Genomic DNA, 15,232 nt, shown 5'->3' with positions numbered 1-15,232 from the left:
TGTGATCCAATCAGATAAAGATTTAACCTTGACACCCTTAAAAGGGAAAAGCGGTCAAGCCTATATCGGCACTTATCCCAATGGTGATAAGATTTTTGTAAAAATCAACACAACGCCGATTTTAGCGGCTCTGGCCAAAGAACAGATCGCACCGCAGCTTTTATGGGCCAAGCGCCTGGGCAACGGTGATATGATGAGTGCTCAGGAATGGCTGGACGGCAGACTCTTAACCAGAGCTGATATGAACAGTAAGCAGATTATTCAGATTCTGCTGCAGATGCACAAATCAAAGCCCTTGGTAAACCAGCTGCTGCAATTAAATTATAAGATAGAAGGGCCGCTGGACTTACTGCTGTCTTGGGAGCGCAGTGCGCCTTATCAAATTGCAGAAAATGCCTACTTACAGTCTGTAGTTGCCGAAATGAAGCGCAATCTGCCTGATTTTAAGAAGGACTATGCGACCATTGTTCACGGAGATGTCAGACACAGCAACTGGGTGGTGACAACCAGCGGTTTGATTTACTTGGTGGATTGGGATTCAGTGCGTGTGACAGACCGTATGTATGATGTGGCCCATATTTTAAGCCATTATATTCCGCATACCCGCTGGCCGGAATGGCTGACTTATTACGGTTATAAGAAAAATGAAAAAGTCTTTCAAAAGATTAAATGGTACGGTCAGCTTTCTTACCTGTCACAGATTTTAAAATATTATGAAAACCGCGATATGGAAAATGTCAATCAGGAAATCTATGAACTGCGCAAATTCAGAGAATCCTTTTAGAAAGAAAGCATGAGAGTTAGAAGACGCAAAGGTGCCGAAGAGCATCTGAAAAATAATCCTCACTATGTTATTTTAAAGCCGGAAGAAGTCAAGGGACACTGGCAGGAAGTTTTTGGCAACAATAACCCTATTCATATTGAAATTGGAAGCGGCAAAGGACGTTTTATTACGGGCATGGCTGCCCAGAATCCTCAAATTAATTATATTGGGATTGATTTGCAGGTTTCGGTTCTCAGCCATGCTTTAGATAAGGTATTGGAAGATCAGCTTCCCAATGTTCGGCTGCTTTTGGCAAATGGTTCCAGTCTTAGCGATTATTTTGCGGATCATGAGGTTGGTTTGATTTATTTAAACTTCAGCGACCCTTGGCCCAAAAAGCGCCATGAGAAGCGGCGTCTGACTCATAAAAACTTTTTAGAAGTCTATCAAAAGATTCTGCCGGAACAAGGTCAGATTCATTTTAAGACAGATAATCGCAAACTTTTCGAATATAGCTTGGCAAGTTTCTCACAATATGGTATGATTTTAGAGCAGGTATGGTTAGATTTGCATGCCAGTGATTATGATAATAATGTGATGACCGAGTATGAAGAGAAATTTTCGCAGAAAGGTCAGCCTATCTATCGTGTTGAAGCGAGGTTTTAGTCTCGCTCTTTACGGAGAGGTCGCATAGTGGCCGAGTGCGCACGCTTGGAAAGCGTGTAGTCCTTAACGGGGCTCGGGGGTTCGAATCCCCTCCTCTCCTTTTATCCCCTTGATATAATGGGGTTTGTGAAGATTTCACCCACCAATCACCCACCAAATGTTATTTTTGAGAAAATTTCTTTAATTTCAGCATTGTTTTTATCTTTGAGTTTCTCGAGCTGATGTGCGTAAACCTTTAAAGTGATTGTTAAATTTTCGTGTCCCAAAAGTTGGGAGATCGATATGAGGTCAACGCCCTTAAAAATTAAATAAGAGGCATATGTATGTCTTAAAGAGTGACAGGTTGCATTTTTGCCGGTCGCCTTTTTTATTGCTTTATTGGCCGCATTATTAGATGTCCCGAAGCAGATACGATCAAGCTGGTTATCTTTATAGTAATTGTCTTTATAATACTGTAAAGCCTGCAGTGTATTTCCATCAACCGGCACCATGCGCATAGATTGTTTGTTTTTTGTTGGGCCAAATTCTTGAGAAATGGAATAATCATAGGTTTTATTTATATCAATTGTACCCTTTTCAAAATCAATATCATCCCATGTCAAGCCCTGAACTTCCGCAAATCTTAAGCCAGTTACGGCGATGAGGTATGCAGTGAGATATGATGGGTACTGGATTTTGCTCTTTGCTATCTTGATAAAATTTAGATACTCGTCTTCCTGCAAAAATTTATCTTCTTTAGATTGTCCGGCTTTTTGCGCCTTTATGATGGCTCCTTCAGCAAAATTATCCCTGATAATGCCGTCTCTGACAGCGGCTTTCATAGCCCCTTTGATGTGATAATGCAGTTTTTCGAGTGTGCTTTGAGCTACTTTTTGGCCAAAATTATTAAGGATCTGCTGATAAGATGATGGTGATATATCTTTAATTTTACTATCACCAAAATAAGTTTTAATATGCTTGAAATTTTTAGTGTAAGTTTTCCAAGTTTTAGCTGTTATATGAGGGCGTTTATAGATATTTGCCCATCTGACTGAATAGTCGTATATTGTCATATTCCTTAGACTTTCAGTCTTAAGATCAAACAATAGCTCTTCTTCAGCAGCAGCTATCTGTGCTAATTTCTTAGTTTTAAAGCCGCGTTTGGACTTTTCTCTTCTTTTTCCATTGTGGTCCTTATAGATAATTCTAAATTCCCATCCTGTATCTAATTTTCGATAGCTTGCCATTGTTTTTTACCTTATTTCTTGTATCAATTCCTTACACTTCGTTTTGGTCGGTTGGGGCGTAGGGAGTTTTTTATTAAATTCTTTACAGAGCATTTTTTGTGTGTTATAAAGATAACTTGTGAAGGATAAACGCTGGGTCCCAGAATGGGGTAAGCCATTAAGGCTGAGCATTCCTATGTGCCTGGGGTTATCTTTTTTAGGCTCTCAACAAAATGTCGGGGGTCTTTTTCAATTTCTGAAACAATAAAATCAACGAATTGTTGTGAATAGTATAATGTTCAGATTTACCAATTTTGTGATAGTAAGCATACTTTTCGTCTGATTTTATCGAATAGAAATCAATGATTAGTGTCAAAACATATTGGTTGAAGGCAGGTTTATAGTTAAGTTTTATATTATTTTTATTCAACCTATCAACCACAACAGAGATGACGTTTTCATAGGAATATTTGTGTGTTTCCGATGGATCTTTTAGGTCCTTGACAATCGCAACTTGAGAAGGTGATTGATTTGCGATAGTAACGGTAAAGTCTGCTTCAGACTTTTTCTTTGTGATATAAAGATTTTGTTTTACACCAATGGCAAATTTATCTGAATTATACTCAGCTACCAAGACATCAATGTCGTTTGCCTGCTGAATGAATTTTTCAGCAATTTCTGATGGATATTTTAATCTGATTTGTTCGTTGGATAAGGGTTCATATGTTGCAGAAATTGTTAAGAAATTCTGCGAAATAGCTTCTGTAACATCTTTTGAATGAAATCTTTGAAGTTCATTGATATAGTTGAGAACACAAGCCTGAAATAGTGGAGCGTACTTTAATTCGTAATGGGTACTGATGTTCCGTAATTCGATGATGCGCTCAAGATTTAGACGAATACGTGTGCTGTCGTCTGAATATATCTTTTTCACAACATTTTCAAGGCTAAGTGTCCTATCTGGATTGTCTTTGAAATATAGATTGATTGATTTCTATTCAACATTTCAGCCTTCAGCATGAGTTCCCATGCGTTACAGATAAAGAAACTAAAACTTTCAATTCTGTATTTAATTGTTGGTTTATTGTATATCTCCAGTCCCATAATGAAAGCCTCTATGCTTTTATCAACTAGACGTTTTGCTAGTTTTTCCATCTTATCTCCTAATCTCTATCACCTTTTCAATTATTTTAGAATAAAATACTAGTAGACATTGGGAGTGGGAAAGAATCCAACAAATAACAAAGGGGTTCGTCTTCCCACCCCCGCACAGTTGAATAGGCCAGGTTCGGAGTGTAAAACGCGAACGAAACTGCCATTCAACCACTGCGTTATGATGTTAAAACGAACTCTAATTGATGAGGTTGGACTTTTTGCCCAACCTCTTTTTTATTTGTCTAAATTATCGATAGCGTATTGAGCCTCTTCAGCGGTAAATTTTTCGCCATTTTCAAAAGTTAATTGCTCGTGAAGCCCTCTCTTAGAAAAGGCCATATTATCAATATAGTTCTGTGCTGATTTTAAAGCGTTTCTGTATTCTCTTGGAACTTTCGTTTTAGTTTTTTCTTCTTCCTTTTAGTTTTGGCTTGAACAATAACGGATGAATTTGATGTCACGTTTGCTAAATCGTTAATGTAGCTAATGTTAATGCAGTTAAGACAGCCAGACTAAATACTTTTACTTTTTATTTCTTCTCCTGTCAGCTTTTTATATGCATCAGTTATTGCACATTAATTAATTTTCTCTATAAATGTCTACGACTTCGCCGATAGTTCTGATGTCGTCGTTTGCAGATAGCTGAATATCATTATATTCTTTGTTTAACGATTCTAAATAATTACTTCTTAATTTCTTAACATAATTCTCACCGTTAACCTTAAAGATACCTATCTTGTTTAGGTCAACCTGATTTGTTAATTTAATAAAAAGGAAGTCACCATTTTTTATCTTTGGCTCCATTGAATGCCCTACGACAATAGCGATAGTGTCATAGTCACTGCTATTGGGTATTTCATCAGCGTAGAAATCAACCATTGTATCATAGTCGTCTTCTTGCCAGTAGCCGCTACCAGCTGAAACTTTGCCTGGCGCAGGAAGTCTGATACGCTTCCTAACTTTATACATAGTCCGCTTTTCAGTGACGTCAATGCTTTTACCTGTTTGTTCATCTAATTGGTCTTGAGCAAAATCTATAACTTTTATTTGTCTTGGTTCATATAATTGATCGTAGATTTGTTGAATTTCGGATTTTGTGGAAGATACCGCATCATCTTTTTCTTTAAAAGTAGTATCAATATCAGATTTGTTTATTTCAAAATAATCAGCTAGTTTTTGAATTATTCCGAAAGAAGGAGCGCTTCTTAAATTAATGTAATCAGAAAGTGTACTAGGTTGTATTCCTATCTTCTTAGCCAATTCTTTCTGTGTTATCCCTTTTTGCTTTCTGAAGTAAGTGATATTATTAGCAATAATTTTCATTCGTTCTTTATTTTCCATAAATGCGCTCTCCTTTCTCAATAAATATTATATATCATTTTTTATAGTTTAACAATAAAAAAATACGAAAAAATCTTATTTCCCTAGGAAAAATCATTGACTATACGAAAAAAACGTATTATAATATGATCAAGCTTAAAGAATTAAGTAAATAAAAAAGAAAGGGTGGAAAGGAGACAGTGATTGAAGTTAGAAACAACATTAAATTCAGAGTTGTATACATCTCTAATTGTTGAAACTGCTGATGGCTATGCTATAGGCTAACGCCTAAATATGGATAGAAAGGATATAAAAATGATACTAACAGCAGCACTTATTTTAAATTTGATTGTAAATAGTGTTATCTTAGCAATTATTATCAAAATGGGGAAAGAATGATTTTTTTCTTTCTGAATTTATGGATACGTTTATCTGTTTTGACAATAATTCGAGATGGTTGTTCATTCAGAGAGTAGGAAAACCTCCATCTCATGTTTAAATGGCACAAATTTCTAACCAGATGGTAAGTGAATATTTGGAAGGTGCAATCTAAATCCGTATGATTCGGCGGATGTCTGTCACTCGTTATCGTATTTTTTATATGGATCAAATCCACTATCATTCAATAATTTTCCTTGTTTATTATATAACTCAATGCCTGTAACCATTATAGATACATTTGAGAGGTTGCTTACTTCGAAAGAGTAAATCTTGTTGTAACCTTCGTCAACTCTGTCAATTGTGCAGTTAGATAGTTTTATTTTGGCAAGGTTGTAATAGATTGCATGCATCAATGCAATGACAGCAATAATTAGCCCAAGAGTTCCAACAACAGTATTGAACGATTTCATAAAATTTTCTCCAAATGTTTTTATTTATATTATACCAAAGAAAGTGAGGTGAGAAGATGCAGTGGACGCTAGAAGCAATGCGAGTTTCTGCTAATTTAACCCAAATGGAGCTTGCAGAAGAATTTGAAGTTTCAAGTCAAACAATAGCTCGACTTGAAAAAGATAGTTCTGACATTGGTTATCGAACTCTGAAGAAATACATGGATAAATTTCATGTTAAGTTTGATGATATTTTTTTAGGAAATAAATACGAAAATTTCGTAAAATAAAATTACAGACGTGTATAAACAAAAATTTGAATCTGGAAGAATTAGAACTTAGAAAGGAGGCAGTATGAGACCAAAAAGTTATCCGTATAGCGGAAATAGAAAATCTACTTGCTGTGAACTAGCAGGCTTGAAAATAGATGGCAAAACTATTTGTTCAGCCATCGGTGATATTTCTCGAGCATACCAAGAGAAATATAGTATGAAATGACAGCCATTTGATTTCCACGGAACGATTTTTCAGATGGATCTGCATTTTCCTGAAATCACTGATGCGCTGGATATCAGTTTAGATGAATTTAGAAAGGAGACTAAATGACATTACAAGAAAGAGTAGAGAAACTCGAGAAACAGCTTGCATATCAAGATGAAGAGCTAGCTGAACTTGCTGAGAAAGTCTACATGGATAAGCCGCTAAGTGTAAAATTCGGTGAATTTATGGGATTTGTGATTGCAATACTGCTGTTTATTATTGCTGTTGTTGGCATAATTGGGATTTTAAGTCTTATTATTTGGTATCTTTTTCGATAACAACAAACGGAATTTGAAATAAAAACTACAGCCGATAACGGCTATGCAGAAGTTAAATTGATTTTAATTGCCAAATTGACTTGACACGAGAACAGAAAAAGCCGCTGCGGTAACAGCGACTAAAAAAATAACACCTAAGGAGATTATATCACAATGGACAATATTTTTGAATCATTAAAAGACTGGATTATTTCTGCCGTCTTAGAAGCCACCAACAAAATTGTCAGAATGCGTGAAGCAGAACTTGAAGCAACTCTGTTAAAGCGTAAAGAAGTGGCAGATATGTTGAATATTGATGTAACCACATTTGATGATCATTATCGGGGGCTTGGTGGGTTTCCAAAAGAACTACCAGCGCGGCGTTGGTCAAAATTAGCCATCATCAAATGGTTAGAAGAACAAAAATAGGAGTGTAAGATGAAAAAATTATTTGCAAAATTATTTGAACCAAAACAGGAGCAGCAAGCGGGACCTGCTTGGACGGTTAAAAATGACGGTTGGGAAGCGAGTGCTAGAGCGTACAATCGAGCGCATGGATTAGCTGAGAATAAAATTTAAGAAAGGTAGAGAGAAAGAAATGAGTAAAATAGGAAGAAGGTGGTAATAGTGGCTCAAAGAAGAATGTTTAGTAAGAAGATAACGGAAACCGATGCCTTTATAGACATGCCACTTTCCAGTCAAGCGTTATATTTCCATCTTAATTTAGGGGCTGACGATGAAGGCTTTGTCAATAAAGCAAAAACGATTCAGCGTACCATCGGCGCAAATGAAGACGACATGAAAATCCTGATTGCAAAAGGATTTATAATCCCGTTTGAAAGTGGAATAGTTGTAATTCGTCATTGGAGAATCCACAACTATATTCAGTCCGATAGGTTTCAAAGCACTTTATATAAAAAAGAAAAAGAACAACTTGAATACGACGAGACAAAAACCGCTAACCTAAAGCCTTTAAAACAATATATCCAAAATGTATCCAAAATGGAGACGCAGGTTAGGTTAGGTAAGGATAGATTAGATAAGGGTAGATTAGATATATATAGTCCAGTTTCTGACGAAACAAGGACGGCATTATCCGCTGAAATCATTGATGTTGTCTCTTACTTAAACTTAAAAGCTGGTACTAAGTACAAACATAGCACCCAAAAAACACGTAAACATATAAAAGCTAGGCTAAATGATGGCTTTAGCTTAGAAGATTTTAAAACAGTAATCAACAAAAAAGTTGATGAGTGGCTAAATACAGATATGTCTAAGTATTTACGACCAGAAACACTTTTTGGAACGAAATTTGAAAGCTATCTCAATCAGCCGGTTAAACAACAAAGTAAATCAAACGTCCCCAAATGGAGTAATCCAAACTACAAAGCGCCAGATTTAGACGATCTAAAAGTTAATGAAAGCGAGATAAAAGATGACCCGAACGCTTTTTAGTGAGTACAACATTTTTTTGAAGAAGCATTTTAGCAGACCGTCATCACAAAGAACATTCAATAATTTTTTGAGTTATTGTAAAACAGGAATTACTAAGGATGGCGTGAAACCGATTGTCAACCCCATAAATTTATATGCCTTTGGCGCAAAGATTACATCTAAACAAGCACTTAGCATATACAGAAAGAGAAAGGAAAGCTTATGAACAGAGAAATGACAACTATTGAGGCTAACGTCCTCGACGTTATCTTAAACCGCGGCAGTTTTAAATTACCAGTAAAAGCAGAGAAAATTAGAAATGATCTAGGATTATCAAAGCGTGGTCTTGAAGAGATTGTTGAAACTCTTAGGTTCGTACATGGACATCCGATTGTTGCAAAGAAGACGCAACCAAGTGGTTACTACATTCCACGGAACAAAGATGAGCGTGAAGCAGGAATAACTCCTTATCGAAAACAAATTGCAACTGAGAAAAGAAACTTAGGCGCTGTGTTATCTGTCGATTTAACGAAGTATTGGGAAAGAGCTTAACAGAAAGGCAAAAACATGGAAAACAAAGCAAGAGGAAAGCTGATAAAACAAAGGAGCAAAAAATGAGCACACTATACGAACTAACAGGTCAATATTTAGACATCTACAACATAGATATTACCGACGAAACGAAACTAGATACGTTGGAGACTATTGATTGGCAAAAAGATTTTGAAGAAAAAGTTTTTGGCTATGCAAAAGTCATCAAAAATCTTGAAAATGACATCGCGGTCATTAAGCAAGAAGAAAGTCGATTAGCAGACCGCAAAAAATCAATCAAGAAGAAAATTGACACACTCAAAACTAACCTGCAAGCAGCTATGGAAGTCAGCAATAATCTTAAAGTCGACAGTTCGCTGATGACAGTATCTGTCAGAAAGACTAAACCAGTTGTTATCATTATAATTGAGGAGTTGGTTTAATGAGGCTCGAGTTATTTCAGGCTTTTACTATAGCCCTTAGTTTTATAACAACGCTTATCACAGTCAACACTTTCTTCAACAATAAAAATAAAGAGCATCAGCAAGAATCGCTCTTGCTCGATAAAAAACTGACGTTACTTGAAGTAAAGCAACAAAACCAACAACTAGAGCTAAAAGAGCATAAGCGGCGACTAGATAATCATGATAAACAAAATGAAAATATCATTAGACTAACAGAACAAATCTCTGCTTTATCTGATAAAGTTGACAAAATTGACGAAAAACTAGAAGGAGAAATTAAATGACGGAACAACTAGTGACAATCGCAAATAATATTTTTGATGTTTTGGCTGTGTTAACGGTGGTATCACCGCTGGTTATCTCAGCTATCAAGTGGTTGCAAGCAAAAACGACAGACAAGCGGATCCAAGTATTAGAAAGCTATACATTGCGCGTTGTAACAGCTGTAGAACAGATGAGCAATCTCTTGCCGTCTGATAAAAAAGCTGTTGCACGCACTAAAATGCTTGCTTATATCAATAACAGCAAACTCAAACTTAAAGTCACAGAAGATCAGCTTGATGATTTAATTGAGGCAGCAGTCAACAAGTTGTCTGACAGCGCGACTGCTGGCACTAAGAAAGAAAACACAGCTATTTATGACGCTGAAAAAGTGGCACAACTGGAAACAGTTGAAGATGCTAAACTCGTTGAAGTTGTTGAAAAACCAGAAGATGCCAAAGATCCTGAAAATCTAATTACAACTGTAACCGATTGATTAAGGAGGTTAGAATGACTGACCTAAAAAAGAATGATTATTTCATCGACATTTCGTCTTACCAAAATGCAAATGCCGTTTTATATGCGTCAGCAAGTGACAAGACGATTATCAAGCTGACAGAAGGTATCGGATACTACAACTATAGCGCTGTATCTCAGACTAATACGTCAAATTGCGTCGGTTACTATCACTTCGCAAGATTCGGCGACTCAGTTGCACAGGCACAAGCAGAGGCTAGATACTTTTTGAGCACGGTACCTAAGCGCGTTAAATACTTAGTATGCGACTACGAAGATTCCGCTAGCAGTAATGTGCAAGCCAACACAAACGCTGTATTGGCGTTTATGGATACGATTAAAGCCGCAGGGTATATACCTATCTATTACAGTTACAAGCCTTTTACACTGGCTAATGTTTACTATAAACAAATCTTGGCTAAATATCCTGATAGTCTCTGGATTGCGGCTTATCCAAACTACAACTATACGCCGGATCCGGTATGGTCCATCTTCCCAAGTATGGACGGCATCAGATGGTGGCAATTTACGTCAACTGGTCTACCCGGTGGATTAGACAAAAATATAGTGCTAATCAATGACGAAACAGCACCACAGTCAACGTCAACAATTAACAAACAATACGAAAAATTGAAAGGAAAGGACATGTTTTTAATCAAACTAAACGGCTACGTAAAACTAGGTGACGACGAGTACGGGGCAGGAGCAATCTTTACGGTGAATACAGCCACAGGAGTTATGAAGCACATCTCTAGCGAAGAATATAAATTGTTCACTCCATATTTTAAAATGCTAACTACAATTACAACTAACGCAGTAGGTGTAACTCGTGCTGTTCATACATTTAAAATCAAGACAATTGAACCAGCTGATAATTATTAATAAAGGGCGATGATTTTATCAAGGCATCTAAATTATTTATGATTTTAGTTTTATCTTTCTTATCATTTATATTAACCACAAACCACAGATGGGGATGCTGTTACATCTAGATTAACTGTTCATCAAACAAACGAGCTGTATACTCGTATGGCAACTAGTGGTCAAGGTGTTGATTACGACGGTATGTTTGGCATGCAGTGTGTAGATATTGTGTTTGATTTGACGGGAAACTACTGCGGACAGTTAGTCAGTGGTAATGCTATCGATTTACTGGATAATGCACGAGCTGTCAGTTATAACGTCGTTTCTGGCAACGCAGAGCCGCAGCTCGGCTATATCTTTATTTATAGATACGTTAGCTCTTTACGGGCATGGACATACATGCACAATGATAAAAATTACATACTCGGCTGTATTAGGCCCGACTATCAAAAGTAGGTGATAGTACATGCCAAATACATGTAAACAGCAAATCAAGCATGAGATTGCAGTTATCGATCATAAGCTGTCTTGCCCATATCTAATCAGACTATCTCAATTAAAACTTTTAGCGCAAAAAAGATAGCTCGAGCAGTATTTGTTAGATCTAATTCGCCAGAATACATCAAATTTCGACGAGAGCATGGTAAATTTGAACGAAGACTAAACTTTCAAAAATGGGTCAAATATTTTTTTACAGCTCTTAAACAGACTAATAATAGCAAGAAACACTATATCTAAAATAAGACTGTGAAAACTAAAAAAGAGAAGAGGTAACTCTCCTTGCACGTCTAGCAGACGAAAAATGCTAGCAGTCGATTTTTAACCCTAGGAAAATCCTAGGGCTTTTTATTTTACCGTAAATACTTCGCCTAGTCAGACATCGCTGATTGACATTTTGTGTAATATATGACACAATTAATTATATAAAAAATTATATAAAAAATTATATAAAAAGAGGGGGTTATGTTATGACTACATTATCAAAAAATAATGGAAGATTTATTAAGATCAATGCTAAGAAACAACCTCATTATTTTAATTCATTCTTATTAGGAATGTCTGCTATTATTTTACCTGTTTTAAATTTTAATCAACCAATTAAAAAGATTGACGCAGAAGAATTATCTGATGGTAATAAAGTCAAAAAAGATTACCTAAAATCATTTGAAGGTATCCAAAAAGAGGTATTAGAGTTTGACTACAGAAAATAAAAATTCAAACGAAATTGAAAATATTGATAGTATTGTTGAAGAAGTCGAAAAGTTACCGATAGATCAGCGCCAAGTAGTTCTCCAGAAACTAGAAATTTATCAAGGCGATTTACCACACCCAGATATTTTAGAGGGGTATAACAGACTATATCCTGATGCAGCCAAGAAAATCATTGACAATGGGATATCAGAAAGTGTTCACAGAAGAAAAATGGAAGAGAGGTATTTGTCAGGAAATATTACGGCTCACAAATTAGGTCAACTTTTTGGATTTTTAATTGCTACCATGGTTATTATTGGAGGTATCTATCTAATTGCAAAAGATAAACAAATAGCGGGTAGTATCCTGACTGGTACAACTGCGCTGGGTTTGATTGGTCTATTTACTGGAAATAATAACAGTAAATAGTAATTTAAAAGAAGCGCGGAAGGGCGCGCTCTTTGATTAGAAATACCCTACTGGAAATATTCCTACCAATTATACCGAATTGGTAGGATTTTTTATTTTGCAAAAACAGCTTTTTTGAGTTTAGCATTAGTTTTTTTCAATGCTTATTTGCAAATTTTGGCGTTTTTTGAATTTTGAAGTAGTAAATTGGTTTTTGGTTACTATAATTTTGTTAGGGCTTTTTTAATCGTCAAAATGATCTTTAAAAATACAAAGTTTCTAACTTTTTGTATCATACTTCAATAGGTTTAAAGCTACCAACGACTGAAAAAATTTTAATATGAGAATCTTCTGCTGGTGGAAAATCAATGCAGATATCATCATATTTTTTATTAAGTGAGATCAAGCGAATTTGATCTTGTTCGGTATAAACTTTTTTAAAATAAGTTCTGTCTTCATAAACAACGACTGCTAAATCGCCATTGTACGTGGAAATTCCTTTGTCTGCCAAATATAACATTTCTCCATCATGATATTCAGGCTCCATAGAATCTCCAATAACCATGGTTGAAATATCATGTCTTGGTGGTTCCTCGTTTGTATATACAGTGTAAATATCATTATCATCATAGCCATAGCCTCTTCCCCAACCTGAAGCAGCTGCAGAGGCAGATAAACCAGTTACTGCATATAATTGTTCAGTACTTTCTTGCTTAATAAGGAGATTATTAGCATATTTCAGTAATTTATTCTTTTCGACTCCTTTTAATTGATTATAAATTTTTTGAATATCAGATACAAAGAAAAAATCTGGAGTAGCGTTAACTGCAATTTCTTGATCTGCATCTAGTTTTGTAAGTAAATCTTCAAAAGAAATTCCCATACCTTTAGCAATTTTTTGGACAGTCTCATATGAAGGAATGATTGGTTTTTTAGTTCTCGGATGCTCATTCTTTTCTAGCATAGAAATATAACCCTTTGTCAAATTAGACACTTTTGAGAATTCATCCATAGAAATTTTATATTTTGAACGATAGTCGTTTAATAATTCACCTAGTTTCATTTTTTATCCTCTTTTTAGTTACTACTCTTATTATACAATGACTCACTAAAAATTTAAATGGTTTTGTTTAACATGTTTGACAAAATGTGTTTAACGTGTTAAACTATAATTAGAAAGGTGAGGATCCAATGCTTTCTAAAATTTTAAACGTGTTAACCTTGAAGGGAAGGAGAAACTATGGTAAAACGATCGGACGTCGTAAACTGGGCGAAAGATTTAGCAAACCGCGGTGTTGGTGTTGACTATGATGGTCAATATGGCACGCAGTGTGTTGACTTAGTAAACTGGGTCTTTGGTAAATTTTTTGGTCGTCCATTAAGCGGCAACGCTATTAATTTACTTGATTCAGCAAAACAGAATGGTTACACTGTTATTTACAAATCTTCTGGAGTCGCTCCTAAAGCGGGAGATGTCTTTGTGATGAACTCTATTATCGGTGGAGTAAATTATGGACATACTGGCTTAGTTATTGAAGATAGTAATAGCAGTAATATGAAAACTGTTGAGCAGAACGTTGATGGAAATGCTGATGCACTTTATGTTGGTGGACCAGCTCGCTATCGTACACGTTCATTAACAGATGTTATTGGTTGGATTCGTCCAAAATATGAGGATGCAGACATTAGTAAAGAAGAGGAGGAAGAAGATATGTTTACAATTTCAGCACCAAACCGAGGAATCGCATTAGTTACAGGTGGAGTATTTTATGCTTTGCTTGATGCAAAAGACCCTGCAGTTTTCTGGGCAAATGGAGTTAAAAATATGAAAGTGTCAACTAAGACATTTGATAATTTTCAAAAAGGAGCAGTAAAATAATTCCAGATAGAACCTTAGGATTTTCTAAGGTTTTTTGCTTACTATCTAGAAAACGGAAATTTTTATAAATATCCATTATTGCGGAAATTTTATGCTGGCTATTAGTACCTTTTTAAGATAATAAAATCACCCACTAACCACCCACCAATTTTTTATCAAACCTCTTTTTGTACCTATTTTATCCAATTTATCGTAATATCAAACCGCGTTTTAATAGCTTTTTAGAAGATGTAGATGGATTGAGAATTCTCATTTAATCCCCTCCTCTCCTTATGTTATGCTGAAAGAGATAGCCTTTAAAAGTTCAAATCAGGCTGTCTGTCAGGGATAAAAATAGCCTAAACAGCAGAAATACCAACTGTTAGGCTTGCATTTTCCTCAATTTATGTTATAATGTTAACAAATAATACAGAAAGGAGCGAAGTTGTGACTTCGCTCCTTGTGTGTGTAAGGAGGGAAATGCAATCGCAACGATTATTGATATAGTGACACAGGCAGTAAGGCCTGTTATTGCTGAGCCCTTTGAGCTGGTTGATGTCGAGTATGAAAAAATGGGGGGCGATTATGTTCTCAGTATTTTGGTAGATAAACCAGGGGGCATTACCGTCGAGGATACGGCAGAACTGACAGATATTATCAGTCCTCTGCTGGATACCATCAAACCAGATCCTTTTCCAGATCAGTACATGCTGGAAGTATCCAGTCCAGGCCTCGAGCGTCCGTTAAAAACTGCTGAAAGTCTGGCAAATGCTGTCGGTCAGTATGTCAATGTCAGCCTCTATCAGGCTATTGACAAGGTAAAGGTTTTTGAAGGTGATTTGCTTGCTTTTGATGGCGAAACACTGACAATTTCCTATATGGATAAAACACGTCAAAAAACAGTTACGATTCCCTATAAGATGGTCGCAAAAGCCCGTCTCTCTGTAAAACTTTAGAAAGGAAAATCCT

Annotated in this window: 21 protein-coding genes, 1 tRNA gene and 2 pseudogenes; 18 read left to right on the top strand and 6 right to left on the bottom strand. The window is 35.9% G+C overall.

Translation table 11 applies throughout. The annotated features are described in order from the left end of the window. The first annotated feature begins 1 nt into the window (after nucleotide 1). The 3 genes from ccrZ to BMI76_RS00465 all read left to right on the top strand — a co-directional run bounded on the left by ccrZ (nucleotide 2) and on the right by BMI76_RS00465 (nucleotide 1,529). The gene (gene ccrZ / locus BMI76_RS00475) at nucleotides 2-784 is read left to right on the top strand and encodes a cell cycle regulator CcrZ (RefSeq protein WP_075345677.1); all 783 of its coding nucleotides are present in this window, start codon (nucleotides 2-4) and stop codon (nucleotides 782-784) included. 9 nt (nucleotides 785-793) lie between these two features. Beyond that, complete coding sequence (gene trmB, locus BMI76_RS00470) at nucleotides 794-1,429, top strand: tRNA (guanosine(46)-N7)-methyltransferase TrmB (protein WP_075345676.1); 636 nt, start codon at nucleotides 794-796, stop codon at nucleotides 1,427-1,429. A gap of 13 nt (nucleotides 1,430-1,442) precedes the next feature. Next, nucleotides 1,443-1,529 (top strand) — tRNA-Ser (locus BMI76_RS00465). A 46-nt stretch (nucleotides 1,530-1,575) separates the two neighbouring features. On the opposite strand, the gene BMI76_RS00460 is transcribed toward BMI76_RS00465, so the two are convergent. The 5 genes and pseudogenes from BMI76_RS00460 to BMI76_RS10825 form a co-directional block, all read right to left on the bottom strand. Beyond that, a complete protein-coding gene (locus BMI76_RS00460; RefSeq protein ID WP_075345675.1) occupies nucleotides 1,576-2,655 on the bottom strand; it encodes a tyrosine-type recombinase/integrase in 1,080 nt (359 codons plus the stop codon). Nucleotides 2,656-2,828: 173 nt separating this feature from the next. Next, nucleotides 2,829-3,789: pseudogene (locus BMI76_RS00455) on the bottom strand (DUF3644 domain-containing protein). Between the two features lie 234 nt (nucleotides 3,790-4,023). After that, nucleotides 4,024-4,161 (bottom strand): annotated as a pseudogene (locus tag BMI76_RS10530) (Ltp family lipoprotein); the annotation flags it as partial. A gap of 207 nt (nucleotides 4,162-4,368) precedes the next feature. Next, nucleotides 4,369-5,130 (bottom strand): S24 family peptidase, encoded by a 762-nt coding sequence (locus BMI76_RS00445; protein WP_075345674.1) that lies wholly within the window; start codon nucleotides 5,128-5,130, stop codon nucleotides 4,369-4,371. Between the two features lie 557 nt (nucleotides 5,131-5,687). After that, nucleotides 5,688-5,960 (bottom strand): hypothetical protein, encoded by a 273-nt coding sequence (locus tag BMI76_RS10825; RefSeq protein WP_257615225.1) that lies wholly within the window; start codon nucleotides 5,958-5,960, stop codon nucleotides 5,688-5,690. A 56-nt stretch (nucleotides 5,961-6,016) separates the two neighbouring features. Between BMI76_RS10825 and BMI76_RS00435 the strand changes: the two genes are divergently transcribed. From BMI76_RS00435 to BMI76_RS00375, 13 genes are all read left to right on the top strand, one after another. Continuing rightward, nucleotides 6,017-6,229 (top strand): helix-turn-helix transcriptional regulator, encoded by a 213-nt coding sequence (locus tag BMI76_RS00435; protein WP_075345673.1) that lies wholly within the window; start codon nucleotides 6,017-6,019, stop codon nucleotides 6,227-6,229. Nucleotides 6,230-6,293: 64 nt separating this feature from the next. After that, a complete protein-coding gene (locus BMI76_RS10745; protein ID WP_180372817.1) occupies nucleotides 6,294-6,437 on the top strand; it encodes a hypothetical protein in 144 nt (47 codons plus the stop codon). A gap of 104 nt (nucleotides 6,438-6,541) precedes the next feature. Continuing rightward, entirely contained in the window at nucleotides 6,542-6,757 is a 216-nt protein-coding gene (locus BMI76_RS00430) for a hypothetical protein (RefSeq protein WP_075345672.1), read from the top strand. 153 nt (nucleotides 6,758-6,910) lie between these two features. Continuing rightward, nucleotides 6,911-7,165, top strand: coding sequence for a hypothetical protein (locus tag BMI76_RS00425; RefSeq protein WP_075345671.1), 255 nt, complete (start codon nucleotides 6,911-6,913; stop codon nucleotides 7,163-7,165). A 9-nt stretch (nucleotides 7,166-7,174) separates the two neighbouring features. Next, entirely contained in the window at nucleotides 7,175-7,315 is a 141-nt protein-coding gene (locus BMI76_RS10740; RefSeq protein ID WP_180372816.1) for a hypothetical protein, read from the top strand. Between the two features lie 48 nt (nucleotides 7,316-7,363). After that, nucleotides 7,364-8,191: a conserved phage C-terminal domain-containing protein gene (locus BMI76_RS00420; RefSeq protein WP_083623623.1), complete on the top strand. Its 828-nt coding sequence runs from the start codon at nucleotides 7,364-7,366 to the stop codon at nucleotides 8,189-8,191. Nucleotides 8,192-8,392: 201 nt separating this feature from the next. Next, nucleotides 8,393-8,722 (top strand): hypothetical protein, encoded by a 330-nt coding sequence (locus BMI76_RS00410; RefSeq protein ID WP_075345668.1) that lies wholly within the window; start codon nucleotides 8,393-8,395, stop codon nucleotides 8,720-8,722. 62 nt (nucleotides 8,723-8,784) lie between these two features. Continuing rightward, nucleotides 8,785-9,144, top strand: coding sequence for a siphovirus Gp157 family protein (locus tag BMI76_RS00405; protein ID WP_075345667.1), 360 nt, complete (start codon nucleotides 8,785-8,787; stop codon nucleotides 9,142-9,144). Beyond that, nucleotides 9,144-9,449, top strand: coding sequence for a hypothetical protein (locus tag BMI76_RS00400; protein ID WP_075345666.1), 306 nt, complete (start codon nucleotides 9,144-9,146; stop codon nucleotides 9,447-9,449). The genes BMI76_RS00405 and BMI76_RS00400 overlap by 1 nt, the downstream gene beginning before the upstream one ends. Next, nucleotides 9,446-9,922 (top strand): phage holin, LLH family, encoded by a 477-nt coding sequence (locus BMI76_RS00395; RefSeq protein ID WP_075345665.1) that lies wholly within the window; start codon nucleotides 9,446-9,448, stop codon nucleotides 9,920-9,922. Before BMI76_RS00400 ends, BMI76_RS00395 begins: the two co-directional genes overlap by 4 nt. Nucleotides 9,923-9,936: 14 nt before the next feature. Continuing rightward, on the top strand, nucleotides 9,937-10,824 hold the full coding sequence (locus tag BMI76_RS00390) for a GH25 family lysozyme (RefSeq protein WP_083623597.1): 888 nt from the start codon (nucleotides 9,937-9,939) through the stop codon (nucleotides 10,822-10,824). A gap of 950 nt (nucleotides 10,825-11,774) precedes the next feature. Next, nucleotides 11,775-12,017, top strand: coding sequence for a hypothetical protein (locus tag BMI76_RS00380; RefSeq protein ID WP_075345664.1), 243 nt, complete (start codon nucleotides 11,775-11,777; stop codon nucleotides 12,015-12,017). Beyond that, nucleotides 12,001-12,426, top strand: a complete 426-nt coding sequence (locus BMI76_RS00375; protein ID WP_075345663.1) for a DUF2335 domain-containing protein — start codon at nucleotides 12,001-12,003, stop codon at nucleotides 12,424-12,426. Before BMI76_RS00380 ends, BMI76_RS00375 begins: the two co-directional genes overlap by 17 nt. 271 nt (nucleotides 12,427-12,697) lie before the next feature. On the opposite strand, the gene BMI76_RS00370 is transcribed toward BMI76_RS00375, so the two are convergent. Beyond that, entirely contained in the window at nucleotides 12,698-13,468 is a 771-nt protein-coding gene (locus BMI76_RS00370) for a S24 family peptidase (RefSeq protein WP_075345662.1), read from the bottom strand. Nucleotides 13,469-13,645: 177 nt separating this feature from the next. On the opposite strand from BMI76_RS00370, the gene BMI76_RS10820 reads away from it, so the two are divergent. Beyond that, entirely contained in the window at nucleotides 13,646-14,284 is a 639-nt protein-coding gene (locus tag BMI76_RS10820; protein ID WP_075345661.1) for a CHAP domain-containing protein, read from the top strand. A 443-nt stretch (nucleotides 14,285-14,727) separates the two neighbouring features. Then, on the top strand, nucleotides 14,728-15,219 hold the full coding sequence (gene rimP / locus BMI76_RS00360; protein WP_075345660.1) for a ribosome maturation factor RimP: 492 nt from the start codon (nucleotides 14,728-14,730) through the stop codon (nucleotides 15,217-15,219). Nucleotides 15,220-15,232 lie beyond the last annotated feature (13 nt).

Source organism: Streptococcus sp. 'caviae' (assembly GCF_001937065.1).
In the GTDB taxonomy this organism is placed as follows: domain Bacteria; phylum Bacillota; class Bacilli; order Lactobacillales; family Streptococcaceae; genus Streptococcus.
Note: the sequence above shows the minus strand (reverse complement) of the source record. Positions and strands in the feature narration are given on the sequence as shown.

Coding starts and splice junctions, on each gene's coding strand:
- BMI76_RS10745 (WP_180372817.1), top strand. CDS start 6,294: ATGAGACCAAAAAGTTATCCGTATAGCGGAAATAGAAAATCTACTTGC.
- BMI76_RS00445 (WP_075345674.1), bottom strand. CDS start 5,130: ATGGAAAATAAAGAACGAATGAAAATTATTGCTAATAATATCACTTAC.
- trmB (WP_075345676.1), top strand. CDS start 794: ATGAGAGTTAGAAGACGCAAAGGTGCCGAAGAGCATCTGAAAAATAAT.
- BMI76_RS00430 (WP_075345672.1), top strand. CDS start 6,542: ATGACATTACAAGAAAGAGTAGAGAAACTCGAGAAACAGCTTGCATAT.
- BMI76_RS00410 (WP_075345668.1), top strand. CDS start 8,393: ATGAACAGAGAAATGACAACTATTGAGGCTAACGTCCTCGACGTTATC.
- BMI76_RS00380 (WP_075345664.1), top strand. CDS start 11,775: ATGACTACATTATCAAAAAATAATGGAAGATTTATTAAGATCAATGCT.
- BMI76_RS00370 (WP_075345662.1), bottom strand. CDS start 13,468: ATGAAACTAGGTGAATTATTAAACGACTATCGTTCAAAATATAAAATT.
- BMI76_RS00425 (WP_075345671.1), top strand. CDS start 6,911: ATGGACAATATTTTTGAATCATTAAAAGACTGGATTATTTCTGCCGTC.
- BMI76_RS00435 (WP_075345673.1), top strand. CDS start 6,017: ATGCAGTGGACGCTAGAAGCAATGCGAGTTTCTGCTAATTTAACCCAA.
- BMI76_RS00395 (WP_075345665.1), top strand. CDS start 9,446: ATGACGGAACAACTAGTGACAATCGCAAATAATATTTTTGATGTTTTG.
- BMI76_RS00460 (WP_075345675.1), bottom strand. CDS start 2,655: ATGGCAAGCTATCGAAAATTAGATACAGGATGGGAATTTAGAATTATC.
- BMI76_RS10825 (WP_257615225.1), bottom strand. CDS start 5,960: ATGAAATCGTTCAATACTGTTGTTGGAACTCTTGGGCTAATTATTGCT.
- BMI76_RS00405 (WP_075345667.1), top strand. CDS start 8,785: ATGAGCACACTATACGAACTAACAGGTCAATATTTAGACATCTACAAC.
- BMI76_RS10820 (WP_075345661.1), top strand. CDS start 13,646: ATGGTAAAACGATCGGACGTCGTAAACTGGGCGAAAGATTTAGCAAAC.
- BMI76_RS10740 (WP_180372816.1), top strand. CDS start 7,175: ATGAAAAAATTATTTGCAAAATTATTTGAACCAAAACAGGAGCAGCAA.
- BMI76_RS00390 (WP_083623597.1), top strand. CDS start 9,937: ATGACTGACCTAAAAAAGAATGATTATTTCATCGACATTTCGTCTTAC.
- BMI76_RS00400 (WP_075345666.1), top strand. CDS start 9,144: ATGAGGCTCGAGTTATTTCAGGCTTTTACTATAGCCCTTAGTTTTATA.